Origin of the sequence: Hydrogenophaga sp. Root209 (assembly GCF_001428625.1) — a bacterium.
Classification (GTDB): domain Bacteria; phylum Pseudomonadota; class Gammaproteobacteria; order Burkholderiales; family Burkholderiaceae_C; genus Hydrogenophaga.
The window spans coordinates 162,375-178,041 of sequence record NZ_LMIE01000022.1 but is presented as its reverse complement, the minus strand read 5'-3'; the positions used below and the strand labels follow the sequence as shown (position 1 = coordinate 178,041).

The window sequence follows — 15,667 nt, the reverse complement described above, 5'->3', positions numbered from 1 at the left end:
TTTTGCCCCGGCTCGTCGTGCCGGGGAGGGGCGTGACGAACCGGAGCTGCTTCAGCCCTTGGTAATGGTTTTGGTGATGGCGGCCACGACGGCATCGCCCATGCCGCGGGTGCTCACCTTGGTCGTGCCTTCAGACCAGATGTCGGTCGTGCGCAGGCCGGACGCGAGCACGCTGCTGACCGCACGTTCAATGCGATCGGCGGCTTCAGTCTGGTTGAAAGTGAATTTGAGCATCATGGCAGCGGACAGTATTGTAGCCAGAGGATTGGCCAGGTTCTTGCCGGCGATGTCCGGCGCGCTGCCATGGCTGGGTTCGTACAGGCCCTGGTTCTTCGTGTTCAGCGAAGCCGAGGGCAACATGCCGATGGAGCCGGTGAGCATGGAGGCCTCGTCGGACAGGATGTCGCCGAACATGTTGCCGGTGACGACCACGTCGAACTTCTTGGGCGCACGCACCAGTTGCATGGCCGCGTTGTCCACGTACATGTGCTCGAGTTCCACGTCGGGGTACTGCTGATGAACTTCGGTGACCACGTCCTTCCAGAACTGGAAGGTTTCAAGCACGTTGGCCTTGTCGACGCTGGTGACCTTCTTGTTGCGCTTGCGCGCGGCCTGGAAGGCCACGTGGGCGATGCGCTCGATCTCGGGCTTGCTGTAGCGCATGGTGTCGAAGGCTTCTTCGGCACCAGGGAAATGGCCATCGGTGGCCACGCGGCGCCCGCGTGGTTGCCCAAAGTAGATGTCGCCGGTGAGCTCGCGGATGATGAGGATGTCCAGACCCGAGATGATCTCGGGCTTGAGGCTGGAGGCACCCACCAGTTCGGGGTAGCAGATGGCGGGGCGGAAATTGGCGAACAGACCCATGTGCTTGCGCAAGCCCAGGATGGCCTGCTCCGGGCGCAGCGGGCGGTCGAGCTTGTCGTACTTCCAGTCGCCCACGGCGCCAAACAGCACGGCGTCCGCGTCCATCGCCAGTTTGAGCGTGGCTTCGGGCAGTGGGTGGCCATGCGCCTCATAGGCCGCGCCACCCACCAGGGCCGATTCCATTTCGATGGGCAACTCGAGTGCTTCGAGCACCCTGACCGCCTCGGCGACGATTTCGGTGCCGATGCCGTCACCCGGAAGAACTGCGATTTTCATGTTGGACGTAGAAGAAGAGATTCAGAAACTCCGCGGAACCGGCTATGCCGGGCCGCAGGTGTTGCCCCTTGAGGGAGGATGCGGTTACGCGAAGTGAGCAAGCGACGGGGGTGGATCAGGCCACCGGCATCGTGTGTGCGAGCCAAGGCTTGGTGGCCAGGCGCTCGGCTTCGAAGGCCGCGATCTTGTCCTTGTAGCGCAGCGTGAGACCGATGTCGTCCAGGCCGTTGATCAGGCAGAACTTGCGGAACGCCTGTACCTCGAACGGCAGCTCTTCGCCCTGCGGCTTGATCACCACCTGACGCTCCAGGTCAACAGTGAGTTCGTAGCCTGGGAAGGCCAGCACCTCGTCGAACAACTGCGCCACCTGGGCTTCGGGCAACTGGATCGGCAGCAGCCCGTTCTTGAAGCAGTTGTTGAAGAAGATGTCGGCGTAGCTCGGCGCAATGATGGCGCGGAAACCGTACTGGTCGATGGCCCAGGGCGCGTGCTCACGGCTGGAACCACAACCAAAGTTCTTTCGCGCCAGCAGCACCGATGCACCCGCGTAGCGCGGCTGGTTCAGCACGAAGTCGGGGTTGGGCTTGCGGCTGGCCGGGTCTTGTCCCGGTTCGCCTTTGTCGAGGTAGCGCCACTCGTCAAACAGGTTTTCTCCGAAGCCGGTCTTGCGGATGGACTTCAGGAACTGCTTAGGGATGATGGCGTCGGTATCGACGTTCTCGCGGTCCATCGGGGCCACCAGGCCCTTGTGGAGGGTGAATTTCTGCATGATGTGATCCGCGGGCGTTACTTGGCGACGCCCTGAATTTTCTCGCCAGCCTTTTCAATGCCTTTGCCAGCGGCTGTGCCGGCTTCCTTGGCGTCCTGCTTGACGCCGGACCAGGTGTTGCACGCGGCCAGCGTCAGCGAGAGGGCGAAGGCAGTTGCGATCCATGCGATGCGTTTCATGTGGGTCTCCTGAAGGTGGTTGTCGGACGGGAAGGTCAGGCGATGGTGCGCACGTCCACGAAGTGGCCGTGCACCGCGGCCGCAGCGGCCATGGCGGGGGACACGAGATGCGTGCGGCCGCCCGTACCCTGGCGACCTTCGAAATTGCGGTTGCTGGTGGAGGCGCAGCGCTCGCCGGGTTCGAGTCGGTCGGCGTTCATGGCCAGGCACATCGAGCAGCCCGGCTCGCGCCACTCAAAGCCGGCGGCCTTGAAGATCTCGTGCAGGCCTTCGCGCTCGGCCTGCGCCTTCACCAGGCCGGAGCCCGGCACCACCAGAGCGAGCTTCACGTTCTTTGCGACCTTCTGGCCGAGTTTCTTCACCACGGCCGCGGCTTCGCGCATGTCTTCGATGCGGCTGTTGGTGCAGGAACCGATGAAGACCTTGTCCACAAAGATGTCGTTGAGGGGCTTGCCGGGCGGCAGGCCCATGTAGGTCAGGGCGCGCTCGATGGCGCCGCGCTTGTTGGGGTCCTTTTCGCGGTCGGGATCGGGCACGTTGCCGTCGATGCCCAGCACCATTTCGGGCGAGGTGCCCCAGGTGACCTGCGGCACGATTCTGCTGGCGTCGAGTTCGACGACGGCGTCGAATTTCGCATCGGCGTCGGACTTCAGCGTCTTCCAGTAGGCCACGGCCTGGTCCCACTCCACGCCAGTGGGCGAGAGCGGGCGGCCCTTCACGTATTCGATGGTCTTGTCGTCCACCGCCACCAGGCCGGCGCGTGCGCCGCCTTCGATGGCCATGTTGCAGACGGTCATGCGACCTTCGATGCTGAGCGCACGGATCGCCGAGCCGCCGAATTCGATGGTGTAGCCGGTGCCGCCCGCGGTGCCGATCTTGCCGATGATGGCCAGCACGATGTCCTTGGCGGTGCAGCCCTTGGGCAACTGTCCATCCACGCGCACCAGCATGTTCTTGGCTTTTTTGGCCAGCAGGGTCTGCGTGGCGAGCACATGCTCGACTTCGCTGGTGCCGATGCCATGGGCCAGCGCACCAAAGGCGCCGTGGGTGGAGGTGTGGCTGTCGCCGCAGACCACCGTCATGCCGGGCAGGGTGGCGCCGTTTTCAGGGCCGATCACGTGCACGATGCCCTGTCGCTTGGACATGAAGGGGAAGAACGCGGCGGCACCGAACTCGGCGATGTTGCTGTCCAGCGTGGTGATCTGTTCCTTGCTGATCGGGTCGGTGATGCCGTCGTAGCCCAGTTCCCAGCCGGTGGTGGGCGTGTTGTGGTCGGCGGTGGCGACCACCGAACTCACGCGCCAGACCTTGCGGCCGGCCTGGCGCAGGCCTTCGAAGGCTTGTGGGCTGGTCACTTCGTGCACCAGATGCCGGTCGATGTAGAGCACGGACGTGCCGTCCTCTTCGGTGTGGACAACGTGTTCGTCCCAGATCTTGTCGTATAGCGTGCGTGGCATGGCGTGGGGCCTTTTGTAGAGCGATGATTTTATGCGGCTTGCAGGGTTGCGTCGGCGGTCAGGTGATCGACCAGCAGGCGCGCGGTGGCGGGCAGGCTGGAGAAGTCGCGGGCCACCAGAACCAGTTGGCGCTGGGCCCAGGTGTCGGTCAGTGGCACCGCTTGCAACACCTCGCCCGTGTGGAGCAGTTCAAAGGCGCGCGCGGGCATGACGCCCACGCCCAGGCCGTTGGCGATCATGCGGCTCATCGCATCAAGGCCGGTCACGCGGATGCGCACGCGCACGGTGGTTCCGGCCTGGGTCGCCGCCTGGTGCATGGCCAGGTGGATGGAGCTGTTGGCATGCAGGCCCACATGGTCGAAGGGCAGGGAGGCTTCGAACGCCACCGGCCCACCGCTGGCGAGCGCGTGCCCGTGCGGCACCACCAGCACCAGGCTGTCGCGTCGGTAGGGGAGGCTCTGCAGACTGCCGGTGCCCTTGGCGCCATTGCACAGACCCAGGTCTGCGGCGCCTTCCTGAACGGCGCGCAGCACTTCCGGGCTCAGGTGCTCCTCCAGATCGATCTTCACCTGCGGGTGCAGGCGAGCGAAGGCGCCCAGGTCCTCGGGAAGAAACTGCACGATGGCCGAGATGCTGGCGTGTACCCGCACATGCCCCCGCACGCCGTCGGCGTACTCGGCCAATTCGTCCTGCATTTTTTCCAGCCCGAACAGCACCGCGCGCGCGTGGTGCAGCAGGCCCTCACCCGCTGGCGTGAGGCGCACTCCCCGGGTGTGCCGGTGCAGCAGCGTGGTGCCCAGCGTGCCCTCGAGGTCCGACAGGCGTTTGCTGATGGCCGAGGCGGCAATGAACTCCCGCTCGGCCGCGCGCCCGATGCTGCCCAGTTCGCACACAGCCACGAAGAGCTGCAGCGAGGTGAGATCGATCTGGCGGGCGAAGTTGCGTTCGGAGAGCATGGGGTTGTGGCTTCTCGTTTCGAGATGCTGAGGAGCGATTTTCCCCCAGTTGTTGGCGATTTGACATCTCGAAGCACGATGTCCGGGTTGCCGCCCCACGAAGGCGAGGGCAAAAAAAAGCCCGCTCGGTGGCGGGCTTTTTCAGCGGGCGGGCGCCTTTCAGCGGCTGGCCAGCGGCTTGATGTCGCGGCGGGGCGAGCCGGTGAAGAGTTGGCGTGGACGGCCGATCTTGTACTCCGGATCGCTGATCATTTCGTTGAGTTGGGCAATCCAACCCACCGTGCGGGCCAGCGCGAAGATGCCGGTGAACAGGTTGACCGGGATGCCGATGGCGCGCTGCACGATGCCGGAGTAGAAGTCCACGTTCGGGTAGAGCTTGCGCGAGACGAAGTACTCGTCTTCCAGCGCGATCTTCTCCAGCTCTTTGGCCAGCTTGAACAAGGGGTCATTTTCCAGCCCGAGTTCATGCAGCACCTCGTTGCAGGTTTCCTGCATCAGCTTGGCGCGCGGGTCGTAGTTCTTGTAGACGCGGTGACCGAAGCCCATGAGCTTGACGCCGGAATTCTTGTCCTTGACCTTTTCCATGAACTCGCCGACCTTGGAGACACCGCCGCTGCGCTGGATGTCTTCCAGCATGTTCAGGCAAGCCTCGTTGGCGCCACCGTGGGCGGGGCCCCACAGGCAGGCCACGCCGGCGGCGATGGCCGCAAACGGGTTGGTGCCCGACGAACCGCACAGGCGCACGGTGGAGGTGGACGCGTTCTGCTCGTGGTCAGCGTGCAGGATGAAGATGCGGTCAAGCGCGCGTTCGAGCACCGGGTTGACCACGTACTCTTCGCACGGTGTGCCGAACATCATGCGCAGGAAGTTGCCCGAGTAGCTCAGGTCGTTCTTCGGGTACATGTAGGGCTGTCCGATGCCGTACTTGTACGACATGGCCACCAGTGTCGGCATCTTGGCAATCAGGCGGATCGCAGCGATTTCGCGGTGCTTCGGATTGTTGATGTCGGTGCTGTCGTGGTAGAAGGCCGAGAGGCCGCCAACGAGGCCTGTGAGCACCGCCATCGGGTGTGCGTCACGGCGGAAACCGCGCAGGAAGAACTGCATCTGCTCGTTGACCATGGTGTGGTTGATCACGAGCTTGTGGAAGGCTTTGCGCTCTTCCTCGTTGGGCAACTCACCGTTGAGCAACAAGTAGCAGGTGTCGAGGTAGTCGCACTGGGTGGCGAGCTGCTCGATGGGGTAACCGCGATACAGCAACTCGCCTTTGTCGCCATCAATGTAGGTGATCGCCGACTGACAAGAAGCGGTGGACAAAAAGCCCGGGTCATAGGTGAACATGCCGGTTTGCGCGTACAGCTTGCGGATGTCCACGACATCCGGGCCTATGCTGCCGGCGTACACCGGCAGATCCACGCTGGGGCTGCCATTGGAGAACGACAGGGTGGCTTTGTTGTCAACGAGTTTCATTCGGGTTCCTTCTTGTGGGAATGGCTTAAGCGGATTGCGGGGTTGCACGAAGCATGCCCAGCACACGGGTGACGTCGTCACGGGCCAGATCGTCCTGGGGTGCCTTGCGGCCGAGCAACAGATCAAGCAGATCGTTGTCGGAAAGGTCCATCAGCAGCCCCAGGGCATCGGCTTGACGAACCGTCAAGCCAGATTCGTACCGAGCGAAGAAGCGCTCGATGAAAAGATCGTTCTCCAGCAGCCCACGCCGGCAACGCCACCTGAGCTTGCTCAATGCGCGCTCGTCCAGCAGCGCGTCGAGCGCTGCTTCGGAGGTTTGGTCGGGATGGGTTGCGGCGTCCATGGCAGGCAGAGTCAACGCGCTCAAACGGAGCGCATCACCATCATTTCCTTGATCTTGCCGATGGCCTTCGTGGGGTTCAGGCCCTTGGGGCAGACGTCCACGCAGTTCATGATGGTGTGGCAGCGGAACAGGCGGTATGGGTCTTCGAGGTTGTCCAGACGCTCGGCCGTGCCCTGGTCACGGCTGTCGGCGATGAAGCGATAGGCCTGCAGCAAGCCGGCGGGGCCGACGAACTTGTCCGGGTTCCACCAGAAGCTGGGGCAGCTCGTGGAGCAGCTCGCACACAGGATGCACTCGTACAGGCCGTTGAGCTCGTCGCGCTCTTCGGGGCTCTGCAGGCGCTCCTTTTCGGGCGGCACGGTGTCGTTGATGAGGTAGGGCTTGATGCTGTTGTACTGCTTGAAGAACAGTGTCATGTCCACAATCAGGTCGCGCACCACGGGCAGGCCGGGCAGCGGCTTGAGCGTGATCACGCCCGGCAGCGTGTTCATGTTGGTGAGGCAGGCCAGGCCGTTCTTGCCGTTGATGTTCATCGCGTCCGAGCCACACACGCCTTCGCGGCACGAGCGACGGAACGAGATGGAGGGATCGACCGCCTTGAGCTTCATCAGCGCGTCGAGCAGCATGCGCTCGTGGCCGTCGAGTTCCACCTCGATGGTCTGCATGTAGGGCTTGGCGTCCTTTTCGGGGTCGTAGCGGTAGATCTTGAAAGTGCGTTTGGCCATGGTGTTTTCCTGCAATGTCTGAGCTTCTTGTTCAGGGGCGCCGCGGAGCTGGCTTTGCCATGCCGCAGGCGCCGCCCCTTGAGGGGTGCGCCAAAGGCGCGCGGGGTGGTTAGAAGGTTCTCACTTTGGGCGGAACCGACTCCACGGTCAGGGGCTTGAGGTTGACAGCCTTGTAGGTCAGGCTGTTGTCGGCGCTGTGCCAGAGCGTGTGCTTCATCCACTCGGCGTCGTTGCGGCCCAACGGGAACTGCGCGTCGTCGGCGGGGCGCTCGTAGTCGTTGACCGTGTGCGCGCCGCGGCATTCGTGGCGGGCTGCGGCGGAAGTCATTGTGGCCTGGGCGCACTCGATCAGGTTTTCCACTTCCAGCGCTTCGATACGCGCGGTGTTGAACACCTTGGACTTGTCCTTGAGCGCGATGTTGTTGACCCGCGCGCGCATGGCGTTGATCTTGGCAACACCTTCGTCCATGCTGGCCTGGGTGCGGAACACGCCGGCGTGCTGCTGCATCGCGGCACGCAGGTCGTTGGCCACGTCCTGTGCGTATTCGCCGCCGGTGGTGTTGTCCAGTCGGGCCAGGCGCGCCAGGGTCTTGTCGGCGGCATCGGCTGGCAGCGGCTTGTGGGTCTTGTTCTTGTCGTTGAACTGCACGATGTGGTTGCCGGCCGCGCGGCCGAAGACCAGCAAATCCAGCAGCGAGTTGGTGCCCAGGCGGTTGGCGCCGTGCACGCTCACGCAAGAGCACTCACCCACAGCGTAGAGGCCATTGACCACGGCCTGGTTGCCCTGGCCGTCGGGGGTGACGACCTGGCCATTGATGTTGGTGGGAATGCCACCCATCTGGTAGTGGATGGTGGGCACCACGGGAATGGGCTCGCGGGTGATGTCCACGTTGGCGAAGTTCACGCCGATCTCGTAGACCGAGGGCAGTCGCTTGTGGATGGTTTCTGCGCCGAGGTGGTCGAGCTTGAGCAGCACGTAGTCCTTGTTGGGACCACAACCGCGACCTTCCTTGATCTCCTGGTCCATGCAGCGGCTGACGAAGTCGCGCGGTGCCAGGTCTTTCAAGGTGGGCGCATAGCGTTCCATGAAACGCTCGCCTTCGCTGTTGAGCAGGATGGCGCCTTCGCCACGGCAGCCTTCGGTCAGCAGCACGCCGGCGCCGGCAACGCCGGTGGGGTGGAACTGCCAGAACTCCATGTCTTCGAGCGGAATGCCGGCGCGTGCCGCCATGCCCAGGCCATCACCGGTGTTGATGAAGGCGTTGGTGGACGCCGCAAAGATGCGGCCTGCGCCACCAGTGGCCAACAAAGTGGTCTTGGCTTCCAGCACATAGGTTTCGCCGGTTTCCATTTCCAGCGCGGTCACGCCGAGCACGTCGCCGCTGGCGTCGCGGATCAGGTCCAGCGCCATCCATTCGACGAAGAAGGTGGTGCGGGCCTGCACGTTCTGCTGGTAGAGCGTGTGCAGCATGGCATGGCCGGTGCGATCGGCCGCGGCGCAGGCGCGCTGCACGGGTTTTTCGCCGTAGTTGGCGGTGTGGCCGCCGAACGGGCGCTGGTAAATCGTGCCGTCGGGGTTGCGGTCGAACGGCATGCCCATGTGCTCGAGCTCGTACACGACCTTGGGGGCTTCGCGGCACATGAACTCGATCGCATCCTGGTCACCGAGCCAGTCGGAGCCCTTGATGGTGTCGTAGAAGTGGTAGTGCCAGTTGTCCTCGTTCATGTTGCCGAGCGAGGCGCCGATGCCGCCTTGCGCGGCCACGGTGTGCGAGCGTGTGGGGAACACCTTGGAGAGCACGGCCACCTTGAGGCCGGCACGCGCCAGCTGCAGCGAGGCGCGCATGCCGGAGCCGCCGGCACCGACGATGACAACGTCAAACTGACGCTTGGGAAGATTTGCGGTTGCGGTCATTGCTTCAGAGCCTCCAGAGAACTTGAACAGCCCAGCCCAGGCAGGACAGGAGCCAAACCATGGTGAACACGTGCAGCACCAGGCGGACGCCCGCAGGCTTGACGTAGTCCATCCAGATGTCGCGCATGCCGACCCACACGTGGTAGGTCAGGGCGAGGAAGACGGCGAAGGTCAGGGCCTTCATCCACTGGGCGGCGAAGATGCCGGCCCAACCCTCGTAGCCCAGCGGGCCGCTGGTGAACAGCACCTGCACCAGCAGGATCAGGGTGAACACAGCCATGATGGCGGCGGTGATGCGCTGGGCCAGCCAGTCGCGCAGACCGTAGTGGGCGCCGGTGACGACGCGCTTGGAACCGTAGTTGACAGACATCTTGTGGGTCCTTGGGTGGGTTCGTGGGATCAGTAAAGGCCGAACAGCTTGGCGCCGAGCAGCACGGTCAGGCCGATGCTGACCACCAGCGTGAAGATGGCGGAGGACTTGCCGAACTCTTTGGTGACGGCGTGGCGCGCGTCCATGTAGAGGTGGCGCACGCCGGCAATCAGGTGGTGCAGGTAGGCCCAGATCAGGGCCAGCACCACGAGCTTGAAGAACCAGCCGGGCACGAAGCCCAGGCCCGCCGAGAAGGCCGCGCTGAAACGTTCGAAGGAAATCTCTGAGGACACCGAGGTGTCGAACAGCCAGACGATCAGCGGCAACAGGATGAACATCAGGCCACCGCTGGCGCGGTGAAGGATCGAGACCCAGCCTGCGGGGGGCAGGCGGTAGGTGGTGAGATCCTTGAATGCGTTGATGTTGCGGAACTCGGGCCGCTTTTTGGTCAACTCGGTCATGGTTGGGACTTTCTTGCGCAGAAGGGGTGCGGGGAAGGGGATGTCGGTGGTGTAACGCGTTGGTAACCGGAACCACCGAGTGTCAAATTCTATTGCAATGCACCAATCGTCAGGCTGACATCGAATGCACGTGCGTGGCTATCAAGGACATAGCAGCGCATGCCTCAGCTCAGTTCATTGCGGTAGTGACGGGCGTCGGTTCGGTACAGGCCGCGCCGCAGTTCCATCGGGGTGTCGTTGTACGTGAATGCCAATCGCTCGACGCTGAGCAGCGGAGAGCCTTCGGCCACGCCGAGCAGGTTCGCGCTCTCGCCGTCCGCCGCGACGGCCTTGATCTTCTCCACCGCGCGCACCATGCGCACACCAAACTGGGCTTCAAACAGGGCGTACATCGGCCCCTTGTCGTCAGACAGGGTCTCGATGGTCAGGCCCTTGAACGGTACGCCGGGCAGCCAGAGTTCTTCAAGAATGGCAGGCACCTGGGCAAAAGTGAGCACGCGCTTGACCTGGAGCACCGGGTCGCCGGTGCGCAGGGCGAGCTGGCGCGCCACTTCGGCGGGCGCGCGCAGGCGGCGGCATTCGATGATGCGACGTTCTGCCGGGCCCTGGTCTTCCAGAGAGCCGGCATCTGGCAGCAGGCGCAAGAAGCGGTACTGGATGTGCTGCTCGGAATGCGTGGCAACAAAGGTGCCCTTGCCTTGTCGGCGCACCAACAGGTTATCGGTGGCGAGCTCGTCGATCGCCTTGCGCACCGTGCCCTGGCTCACCTTGTAACGGGCCGCCAGGTCGAATTCGCTCGGGATCATGTCGCCGGGCTTCCACTCGCTGGCCTGCAGGCTGCGCAGGATGAGCGTCTTGATCTGCTGGTAGAGAGGGCTGAAGGCCGGTGCGGAGTGCTCAAGCGCACCAACGTCGGCTGCCAGGCGGCCGTCGTGCGGTGATGCGTCTGAGGTGCTGAGGGGGGTCGTGGCCATGGTTTTTTGACGCGCCGGGAGGCCGCGCACGAATGGCGAATCATATCTTATATAAGACATAAGACAAATTGACGTATCAGGGTTTGCGAGGGTACACTCTTCGCCTGACCTTGACCCATCAGCGGCGCGACATCCGCCCGCTTCTGTCGCCTTTGTCTTGGGGTGTTCCCTCCCCAACCCCATCCCCTTCCTCGTCTCATTCTGGAGTTCTCACCATGCACAAGAAGCCCGTTCGTGTTGCCGTCACAGGCGCCGCTGGCCAGATCGGTTACGCCCTGCTGTTTCGCATCGCCTCCGGCGAAATGCTGGGCAAAGACCAGCCCGTGATCCTGCAACTGCTGGAAATCCCGGACGAGAAGGCCCAGAAGGCGCTCAAGGGCGTGATGATGGAAATCGACGATTGCGCTTTCCCGCTGCTGGCCGGCATGGAAGCCCACAGCGATCCGATGACCGCATTCAAGGACACTGACTACGCGCTGTTGGTCGGTTCGCGTCCGCGCGGCCCCGGCATGGAACGCGCCGAGCTGCTCGCTATCAACGGCGCCATCTTCACCGCCCAGGGCAAGGCCCTCAACGCCGTGGCTTCGCGCAACGTCAAGGTGCTGGTGGTCGGCAACCCAGCCAACACCAACGCCTACATCGCGATGAAGAGCGCGCCCGACCTGAAGCCGGGCAACTTCACCGCCATGCTGCGCCTGGACCACAATCGCGCCGCTTCGCAGATCGCTGCCAAGACCGGCAAGCCGGTCGCCAGCATCAAGAAGCTGGCCGTGTGGGGCAACCACTCGCCCACCATGTACGCCGACTACCGCTTCGCCACCATCGACGGCGCTTTGGTCAAGGACATGATCAACGACCAGGTCTGGAACAAGGATGTGTTCCTGCCCACCGTGGGCAAGCGCGGCGCAGCCATCATTGAAGCGCGCGGCCTGTCGTCCGCCGCCTCGGCCGCCAACGCCGCCATCGACCACATGCGCGACTGGGCGCTGGGCACCAAGGGTGAGTGGGTCACCATGGGCATTCCTTCGCAAGGCTGGTACGGCATTCCCAAGGACATGATGTTCGGCTTCCCCGTCACCTGTGAAAACGGTGAGTACAAGGTGGTTGAAGGCCTGGAGATCGACGCTTTCTCGCAGGAATGCATCAACAAGACGCTGGCCGAGCTGCAGGGTGAACAAGACGGCGTGAAGCACTTGCTGTAACCCGCTGGTAACTGCGCCTTGGCCTCTATCCATCCGAGACACATCCTGCTGGGCGCTCAGGCCGGCGCGTTCGCGCTGCCGGTCTGCGACCACTACAGCGGGGTCGAGGCGCGGATGAAGAAGAGCCTCGCGCTGCAGGCCGAGATGGCCGAGGAGTTCGGTACCTGCGTGTTCGACGTGACGCTGGATTGCGAAGACGGCGCCCCGGTGGGCGGGGAGGGCGAACATGCCCTGCTCGTCACCGAACTGGCCTTGGCCGCTGCGCCTGAAGCGCGCGTGGCCGTTCGCGTGCACCCGGTGGACCATCTGGCGTTCGACGCCGACGTGGCCACCATCGCCGGCCGTGCGGGCCAACGCCTCGCGCACCTGATGGTGCCCAAGGTCGAGTCGGTGGCCGATGTTCAGCGTGCCGTGGCCGCACTCGACGGCGCAGGCGCATCGGCACTGCCGCTGCACGTGCTCATCGAGTCGCCCGCCGCCGTGCATCGCGCCTTCGACATCGCGGCCCACCCGCGCGTGCAGAGCCTGAGCTTTGGCCTGATGGATTTTGTCTCGGCGCATGGCGGCGCCATCCCCGCCGACGGCATGAGCGTGGCCGGCCAGTTCAGCCACCCGCTGGTGCTGCGTGCCAAGCTGGACATCGCTTCGGCCTGCCATGCGCACGGCAAGGTGCCCTCGCACTGCGTGGTCACCGAGTTCAAGGACCTGGCCGCGCTGCAGAACGCCGCGAAGACGGCCGCCATTGAACTTGGCTACACCCGCATGTGGAGCATCCACCCCGACCAGATCCGCCCCATCCTGGCCGCGTTCGCACCTTCGGAGCGCGAGGTCGACACCGCTGCGGCCCTCATTGAATGCGCCATGGCCGCCGACTGGGCGCCAGTGCAATTTGAAGGTCGTCTGCACGATCGGGCGAGTTACCGCTATTTCTGGCAGGTGCTGGAGCGCGCGCACCACACCGGCCTGTCACTGCCCGACACCGTGCAGACCTGTTTCAACGAGCCGGTCGCACCGAGGCACTGAGCTTGCTTGCCCTGTTTTCATCTGTTTTCCGACCCCCACGCACACCACTTCCCTCTGGAGATCGCCATGTCCACCACCTTCCTCACCGACTACCGCGCCCACACCGCCGAACGCGCGGCACTGGGCATTCCACCATTGCCGCTGGATGCGAAGCAGGTCGCTGACCTGATCGAACTGGTCAAGGCGCCGCCCGCGGGGGAAGATGCCTTCCTGCTGGACCTGCTCACGCACCGTGTGCCTCCTGGTGTGGACGACGCCGCCAAGGTCAAGGCCAGCTTCCTGGCCGCCGTGGCGCACGGCGACATCGCCGTGGGACTGGTCTCCAAGGCCAAGGCCACCGAGTTGCTGGGCACCATGGTGGGTGGCTACAACGTGCACCCGCTGATCGACCTGCTTGACCAGGCCGATGTGGCCGCGGTGGCGGCAGAAGGCCTGAAGAAGACGCTGCTGATGTTCGACTTCTTCAACGACGTGGCCGAGAAGGCCAAGGCCGGCAACGCCAAGGCGAAGGAAGTGATCGAGAGCTGGGCCAACGCCGAGTGGTTCACCACGCGCCCCGAAGTGCCGAAGTTGATCACCGTGACCGTGTTCAAGGTGCCCGGCGAGACCAACACCGACGACCTCTCGCCCGCCCCCGACGCCTGGAGCCGCCCGGACATCCCGCTGCACACACTGGCGATGCTCAAGAACACACGGCCTGACGCTGCCTTCAAGCCCGAGGAAGACGGCAAGCGCGGCCCGATGCAGTTCATCGAAAACCTCAAGAAGAACGGCCACCTCGTCGCCTACGTGGGCGATGTGGTCGGTACCGGCTCTTCGCGCAAATCGGCCACCAACAGCGTGATCTGGGCCACCGGCCAGGACATTCCCTTCGTGCCGAACAAGCGTTTCGGTGGCGTCACGCTCGGCGGCAAGATCGCGCCGATCTTCTTCAACACGCAGGAAGACTCGGGCGCGCTGCCGATCGAGGTCGATGTGAGCAAGCTCGAGATGGGCGACGTGATCGACATCCACCCCTACGACGGCAAGATCACCAAGGGGGGCGCCACGGTGGTGGAGTTCCAGCTGCGCAGCGACGTGTTGTTCGACGAAGTGCGCGCCGGCGGCCGCATCAACCTGATCATCGGTCGCTCGCTCACCGCCAAGGCGCGTGAGTTCCTGGGCCTGCCGGCCTCCACGCTGTTCCGTCTGCCGACCACCCCCGTGGCGACCAAGGCCGGCTTCACGCTGGCGCAAAAGATGGTGGGCCGCGCGGTCGGTTTGCCCGAAGGCCAGGGCGTGCGCCCGGGCACCTACTGCGAGCCGAAGATGACCACCGTGGGCAGCCAGGACACCACCGGCCCCATGACGCGCGACGAGCTGAAGGACCTGGCCTGCCTGGGCTTCAGCGCCGATCTGGTGATGCAGTCCTTCTGCCACACCGCGGCGTATCCCAAGCCGGTGGACGTGAAGACCCACCGCGAACTGCCCGCCTTCATCAGCAACCGCGGCGGCGTGTCCCTGCGCCCCGGTGACGGCGTGATCCACAGCTGGCTCAACCGCCTGCTGCTGCCCGACACCGTGGGCACCGGCGGCGACTCGCACACCCGTTTCCCCATCGGCATCAGCTTCCCCGCCGGCTCCGGCCTGGTGGCGTTTGGTGCGGCTACCGGCGTGATGCCGCTGGACATGCCTGAATCCGTGCTGGTGCGCTTCAAGGGCCAGATGCAGCCCGGCATCACGCTGCGCGATCTGGTGCACGCGATCCCGCTGTACGCCATCCGGGCCGGTCTGCTGACCGTGGCCAAGGCCGGCAAGAAGAACGTGTTCTCCGGCCGCATCCTCGAAATTGAAGGCTTGCCTGATCTGAAGGTGGAGCAGGCGTTTGAACTCTCCGACGCCTCGGCCGAGCGTTCCGCCGCTGGCTGCACGGTCAAGCTCAACCCCGAGCCGATCAAGGAATACCTCACCAGCAACGTGGTGCTGATGAAAAACATGATCGCCGACGGTTATGCCGATGCCCGCACGCTGGCGCGCCGCATCGAGAAAGTCGAAGCCTGGCTGGCCAACCCGAGCCTGCTCGAAGCCGACAAGGACGCCGAGTACGCCGCCGTGATCGAGATCGACCTGGCCGATCTCAACGAGCCCGTGCTGTGCTGCCCGAACGATCCGGACGACGCCAAGCTGCTGAGCGATGTGGCCGGTGTGAAGATCGACGAGGTGTTCATCGGTTCGTGCATGACCAACATCGGTCACTTCCGTGCCGCGTCCAAGCTGCTCGAAGGCAAGCGCGACATCCCGGTGAAGCTGTGGATTGCGCCGCCCACCAAGATGGACGCGGCCGAGCTGACCAAGGAAGGCCATTACGGCGTGTTCGGCACCGCCGGTGCGCGCACCGAAATGCCGGGCTGCTCGCTGTGCATGGGCAACCAGGCGCAGGTGCGCGAAGGCGCCACTGTGGTCTCCACCTCCACCCGCAACTTCCCCAACCGCCTGGGCAAGAACACCAACGTGTACCTGGCCTCGGCCGAGCTGGCGGCCATTGCGTCCAAGCTGGGTCGCATCCCCACCGTGGCCGAGTACCAGGCCGACATGGGCGTGATCAACAAGGACGGCAGCCAGATCTACAAGTACCTGAACTTCGACCAGATCTCGGAGTACGCCGACACGGCCAAAGGTGTCACCGCCTGAGCCGCTGCAACGG

Annotated in this window: 15 protein-coding genes; 3 read left to right on the top strand and 12 right to left on the bottom strand. The window is 64.2% G+C overall.

What is annotated here, in order from left to right:
• Window positions 1–51 precede the first annotated feature (51 nt).
• The 12 genes from leuB to ASE11_RS12295 all read right to left on the bottom strand — a co-directional run bounded on the left by leuB (window position 52) and on the right by ASE11_RS12295 (window position 10,759).
• Window positions 52–1,140 carry a 3-isopropylmalate dehydrogenase gene (leuB, locus tag ASE11_RS12350; protein ID WP_056271491.1) on the bottom strand — a complete coding sequence of 363 codons (1,089 nt, stop codon included), beginning with the start codon at window positions 1,138–1,140 and terminating at the stop codon, window positions 52–54.
• A 115-nt stretch (window positions 1,141–1,255) separates the two neighbouring features.
• Window positions 1,256–1,909: a 3-isopropylmalate dehydratase small subunit gene (leuD, locus tag ASE11_RS12345; RefSeq protein WP_056271488.1), complete on the bottom strand. Its 654-nt coding sequence runs from the start codon at window positions 1,907–1,909 to the stop codon at window positions 1,256–1,258.
• A 17-nt stretch (window positions 1,910–1,926) separates the two neighbouring features.
• Window positions 1,927–2,088, bottom strand: coding sequence for a hypothetical protein (locus ASE11_RS12340; protein WP_056271484.1), 162 nt, complete (start codon window positions 2,086–2,088; stop codon window positions 1,927–1,929).
• Window positions 2,089–2,123: 35 nt separating this feature from the next.
• Complete coding sequence (gene leuC / locus ASE11_RS12335) at window positions 2,124–3,545, bottom strand: 3-isopropylmalate dehydratase large subunit (protein WP_056271481.1); 1,422 nt, start codon at window positions 3,543–3,545, stop codon at window positions 2,124–2,126.
• A gap of 29 nt (window positions 3,546–3,574) precedes the next feature.
• A complete protein-coding gene (locus ASE11_RS12330) occupies window positions 3,575–4,501 on the bottom strand; it encodes a LysR family transcriptional regulator (RefSeq protein ID WP_056271478.1) in 927 nt (308 codons plus the stop codon).
• A gap of 159 nt (window positions 4,502–4,660) precedes the next feature.
• On the bottom strand, window positions 4,661–5,971 hold the full coding sequence (locus ASE11_RS12325) for a citrate synthase (protein WP_056271475.1): 1,311 nt from the start codon (window positions 5,969–5,971) through the stop codon (window positions 4,661–4,663).
• Between the two features lie 25 nt (window positions 5,972–5,996).
• The gene (locus tag ASE11_RS12320; protein WP_056271471.1) at window positions 5,997–6,314 is read right to left on the bottom strand and encodes a succinate dehydrogenase assembly factor 2; all 318 of its coding nucleotides are present in this window, start codon (window positions 6,312–6,314) and stop codon (window positions 5,997–5,999) included.
• 20 nt (window positions 6,315–6,334) lie between these two features.
• Window positions 6,335–7,039 (bottom strand): succinate dehydrogenase iron-sulfur subunit, encoded by a 705-nt coding sequence (locus ASE11_RS12315; protein ID WP_056271468.1) that lies wholly within the window; start codon window positions 7,037–7,039, stop codon window positions 6,335–6,337.
• Window positions 7,040–7,148: 109 nt separating this feature from the next.
• Entirely contained in the window at window positions 7,149–8,954 is a 1,806-nt protein-coding gene (gene sdhA, locus ASE11_RS12310) for a succinate dehydrogenase flavoprotein subunit (protein ID WP_056271464.1), read from the bottom strand.
• A gap of 4 nt (window positions 8,955–8,958) precedes the next feature.
• Window positions 8,959–9,324, bottom strand: a complete 366-nt coding sequence (gene sdhD, locus ASE11_RS12305; RefSeq protein WP_056271461.1) for a succinate dehydrogenase, hydrophobic membrane anchor protein — start codon at window positions 9,322–9,324, stop codon at window positions 8,959–8,961.
• Between the two features lie 29 nt (window positions 9,325–9,353).
• Window positions 9,354–9,785: a succinate dehydrogenase, cytochrome b556 subunit gene (sdhC, locus tag ASE11_RS12300; RefSeq protein ID WP_056271458.1), complete on the bottom strand. Its 432-nt coding sequence runs from the start codon at window positions 9,783–9,785 to the stop codon at window positions 9,354–9,356.
• Window positions 9,786–9,949: 164 nt separating this feature from the next.
• Window positions 9,950–10,759, bottom strand: coding sequence for a GntR family transcriptional regulator (locus ASE11_RS12295; protein ID WP_082585703.1), 810 nt, complete (start codon window positions 10,757–10,759; stop codon window positions 9,950–9,952).
• A gap of 215 nt (window positions 10,760–10,974) precedes the next feature.
• On the opposite strand from ASE11_RS12295, the gene ASE11_RS12290 reads away from it, so the two are divergent.
• The 3 genes from ASE11_RS12290 (at window position 10,975) to acnB (ending at window position 15,654) form a co-directional block, all read left to right on the top strand.
• On the top strand, window positions 10,975–11,961 hold the full coding sequence (locus ASE11_RS12290) for a malate dehydrogenase (RefSeq protein WP_056271455.1): 987 nt from the start codon (window positions 10,975–10,977) through the stop codon (window positions 11,959–11,961).
• Between the two features lie 18 nt (window positions 11,962–11,979).
• Window positions 11,980–12,984 carry an HpcH/HpaI aldolase/citrate lyase family protein gene (locus tag ASE11_RS12285; RefSeq protein ID WP_056271451.1) on the top strand — a complete coding sequence of 335 codons (1,005 nt, stop codon included), beginning with the start codon at window positions 11,980–11,982 and terminating at the stop codon, window positions 12,982–12,984.
• Window positions 12,985–13,050: 66 nt separating this feature from the next.
• Complete coding sequence (acnB, locus tag ASE11_RS12280) at window positions 13,051–15,654, top strand: bifunctional aconitate hydratase 2/2-methylisocitrate dehydratase (protein WP_056271448.1); 2,604 nt, start codon at window positions 13,051–13,053, stop codon at window positions 15,652–15,654.
• Window positions 15,655–15,667: the final 13 nt, after the last annotated feature.

Excerpts from the sequence above, each read along its gene's own strand:
- leuC (WP_056271481.1), bottom strand. The coding sequence starts at position 3,545 with ATGCCACGCACGCTATACGACAAGATCTGGGACGAACACGTTGTCCAC.
- leuD (WP_056271488.1), bottom strand. The coding sequence starts at position 1,909 with ATGCAGAAATTCACCCTCCACAAGGGCCTGGTGGCCCCGATGGACCGC.
- ASE11_RS12290 (WP_056271455.1), top strand. The coding sequence starts at position 10,975 with ATGCACAAGAAGCCCGTTCGTGTTGCCGTCACAGGCGCCGCTGGCCAG.
- sdhA (WP_056271464.1), bottom strand. The coding sequence starts at position 8,954 with ATGACCGCAACCGCAAATCTTCCCAAGCGTCAGTTTGACGTTGTCATC.
- leuB (WP_056271491.1), bottom strand. The coding sequence starts at position 1,140 with ATGAAAATCGCAGTTCTTCCGGGTGACGGCATCGGCACCGAAATCGTC.
- ASE11_RS12340 (WP_056271484.1), bottom strand. The coding sequence starts at position 2,088 with ATGAAACGCATCGCATGGATCGCAACTGCCTTCGCCCTCTCGCTGACG.
- ASE11_RS12315 (WP_056271468.1), bottom strand. The coding sequence starts at position 7,039 with ATGGCCAAACGCACTTTCAAGATCTACCGCTACGACCCCGAAAAGGAC.
- ASE11_RS12330 (WP_056271478.1), bottom strand. The coding sequence starts at position 4,501 with ATGCTCTCCGAACGCAACTTCGCCCGCCAGATCGATCTCACCTCGCTG.
- sdhC (WP_056271458.1), bottom strand. The coding sequence starts at position 9,785 with ATGACCGAGTTGACCAAAAAGCGGCCCGAGTTCCGCAACATCAACGCA.
- sdhD (WP_056271461.1), bottom strand. The coding sequence starts at position 9,324 with ATGTCTGTCAACTACGGTTCCAAGCGCGTCGTCACCGGCGCCCACTAC.
- ASE11_RS12325 (WP_056271475.1), bottom strand. The coding sequence starts at position 5,971 with ATGAAACTCGTTGACAACAAAGCCACCCTGTCGTTCTCCAATGGCAGC.
- acnB (WP_056271448.1), top strand. The coding sequence starts at position 13,051 with ATGTCCACCACCTTCCTCACCGACTACCGCGCCCACACCGCCGAACGC.
- ASE11_RS12295 (WP_082585703.1), bottom strand. The coding sequence starts at position 10,759 with ATGGCCACGACCCCCCTCAGCACCTCAGACGCATCACCGCACGACGGC.
- ASE11_RS12320 (WP_056271471.1), bottom strand. The coding sequence starts at position 6,314 with ATGGACGCCGCAACCCATCCCGACCAAACCTCCGAAGCAGCGCTCGAC.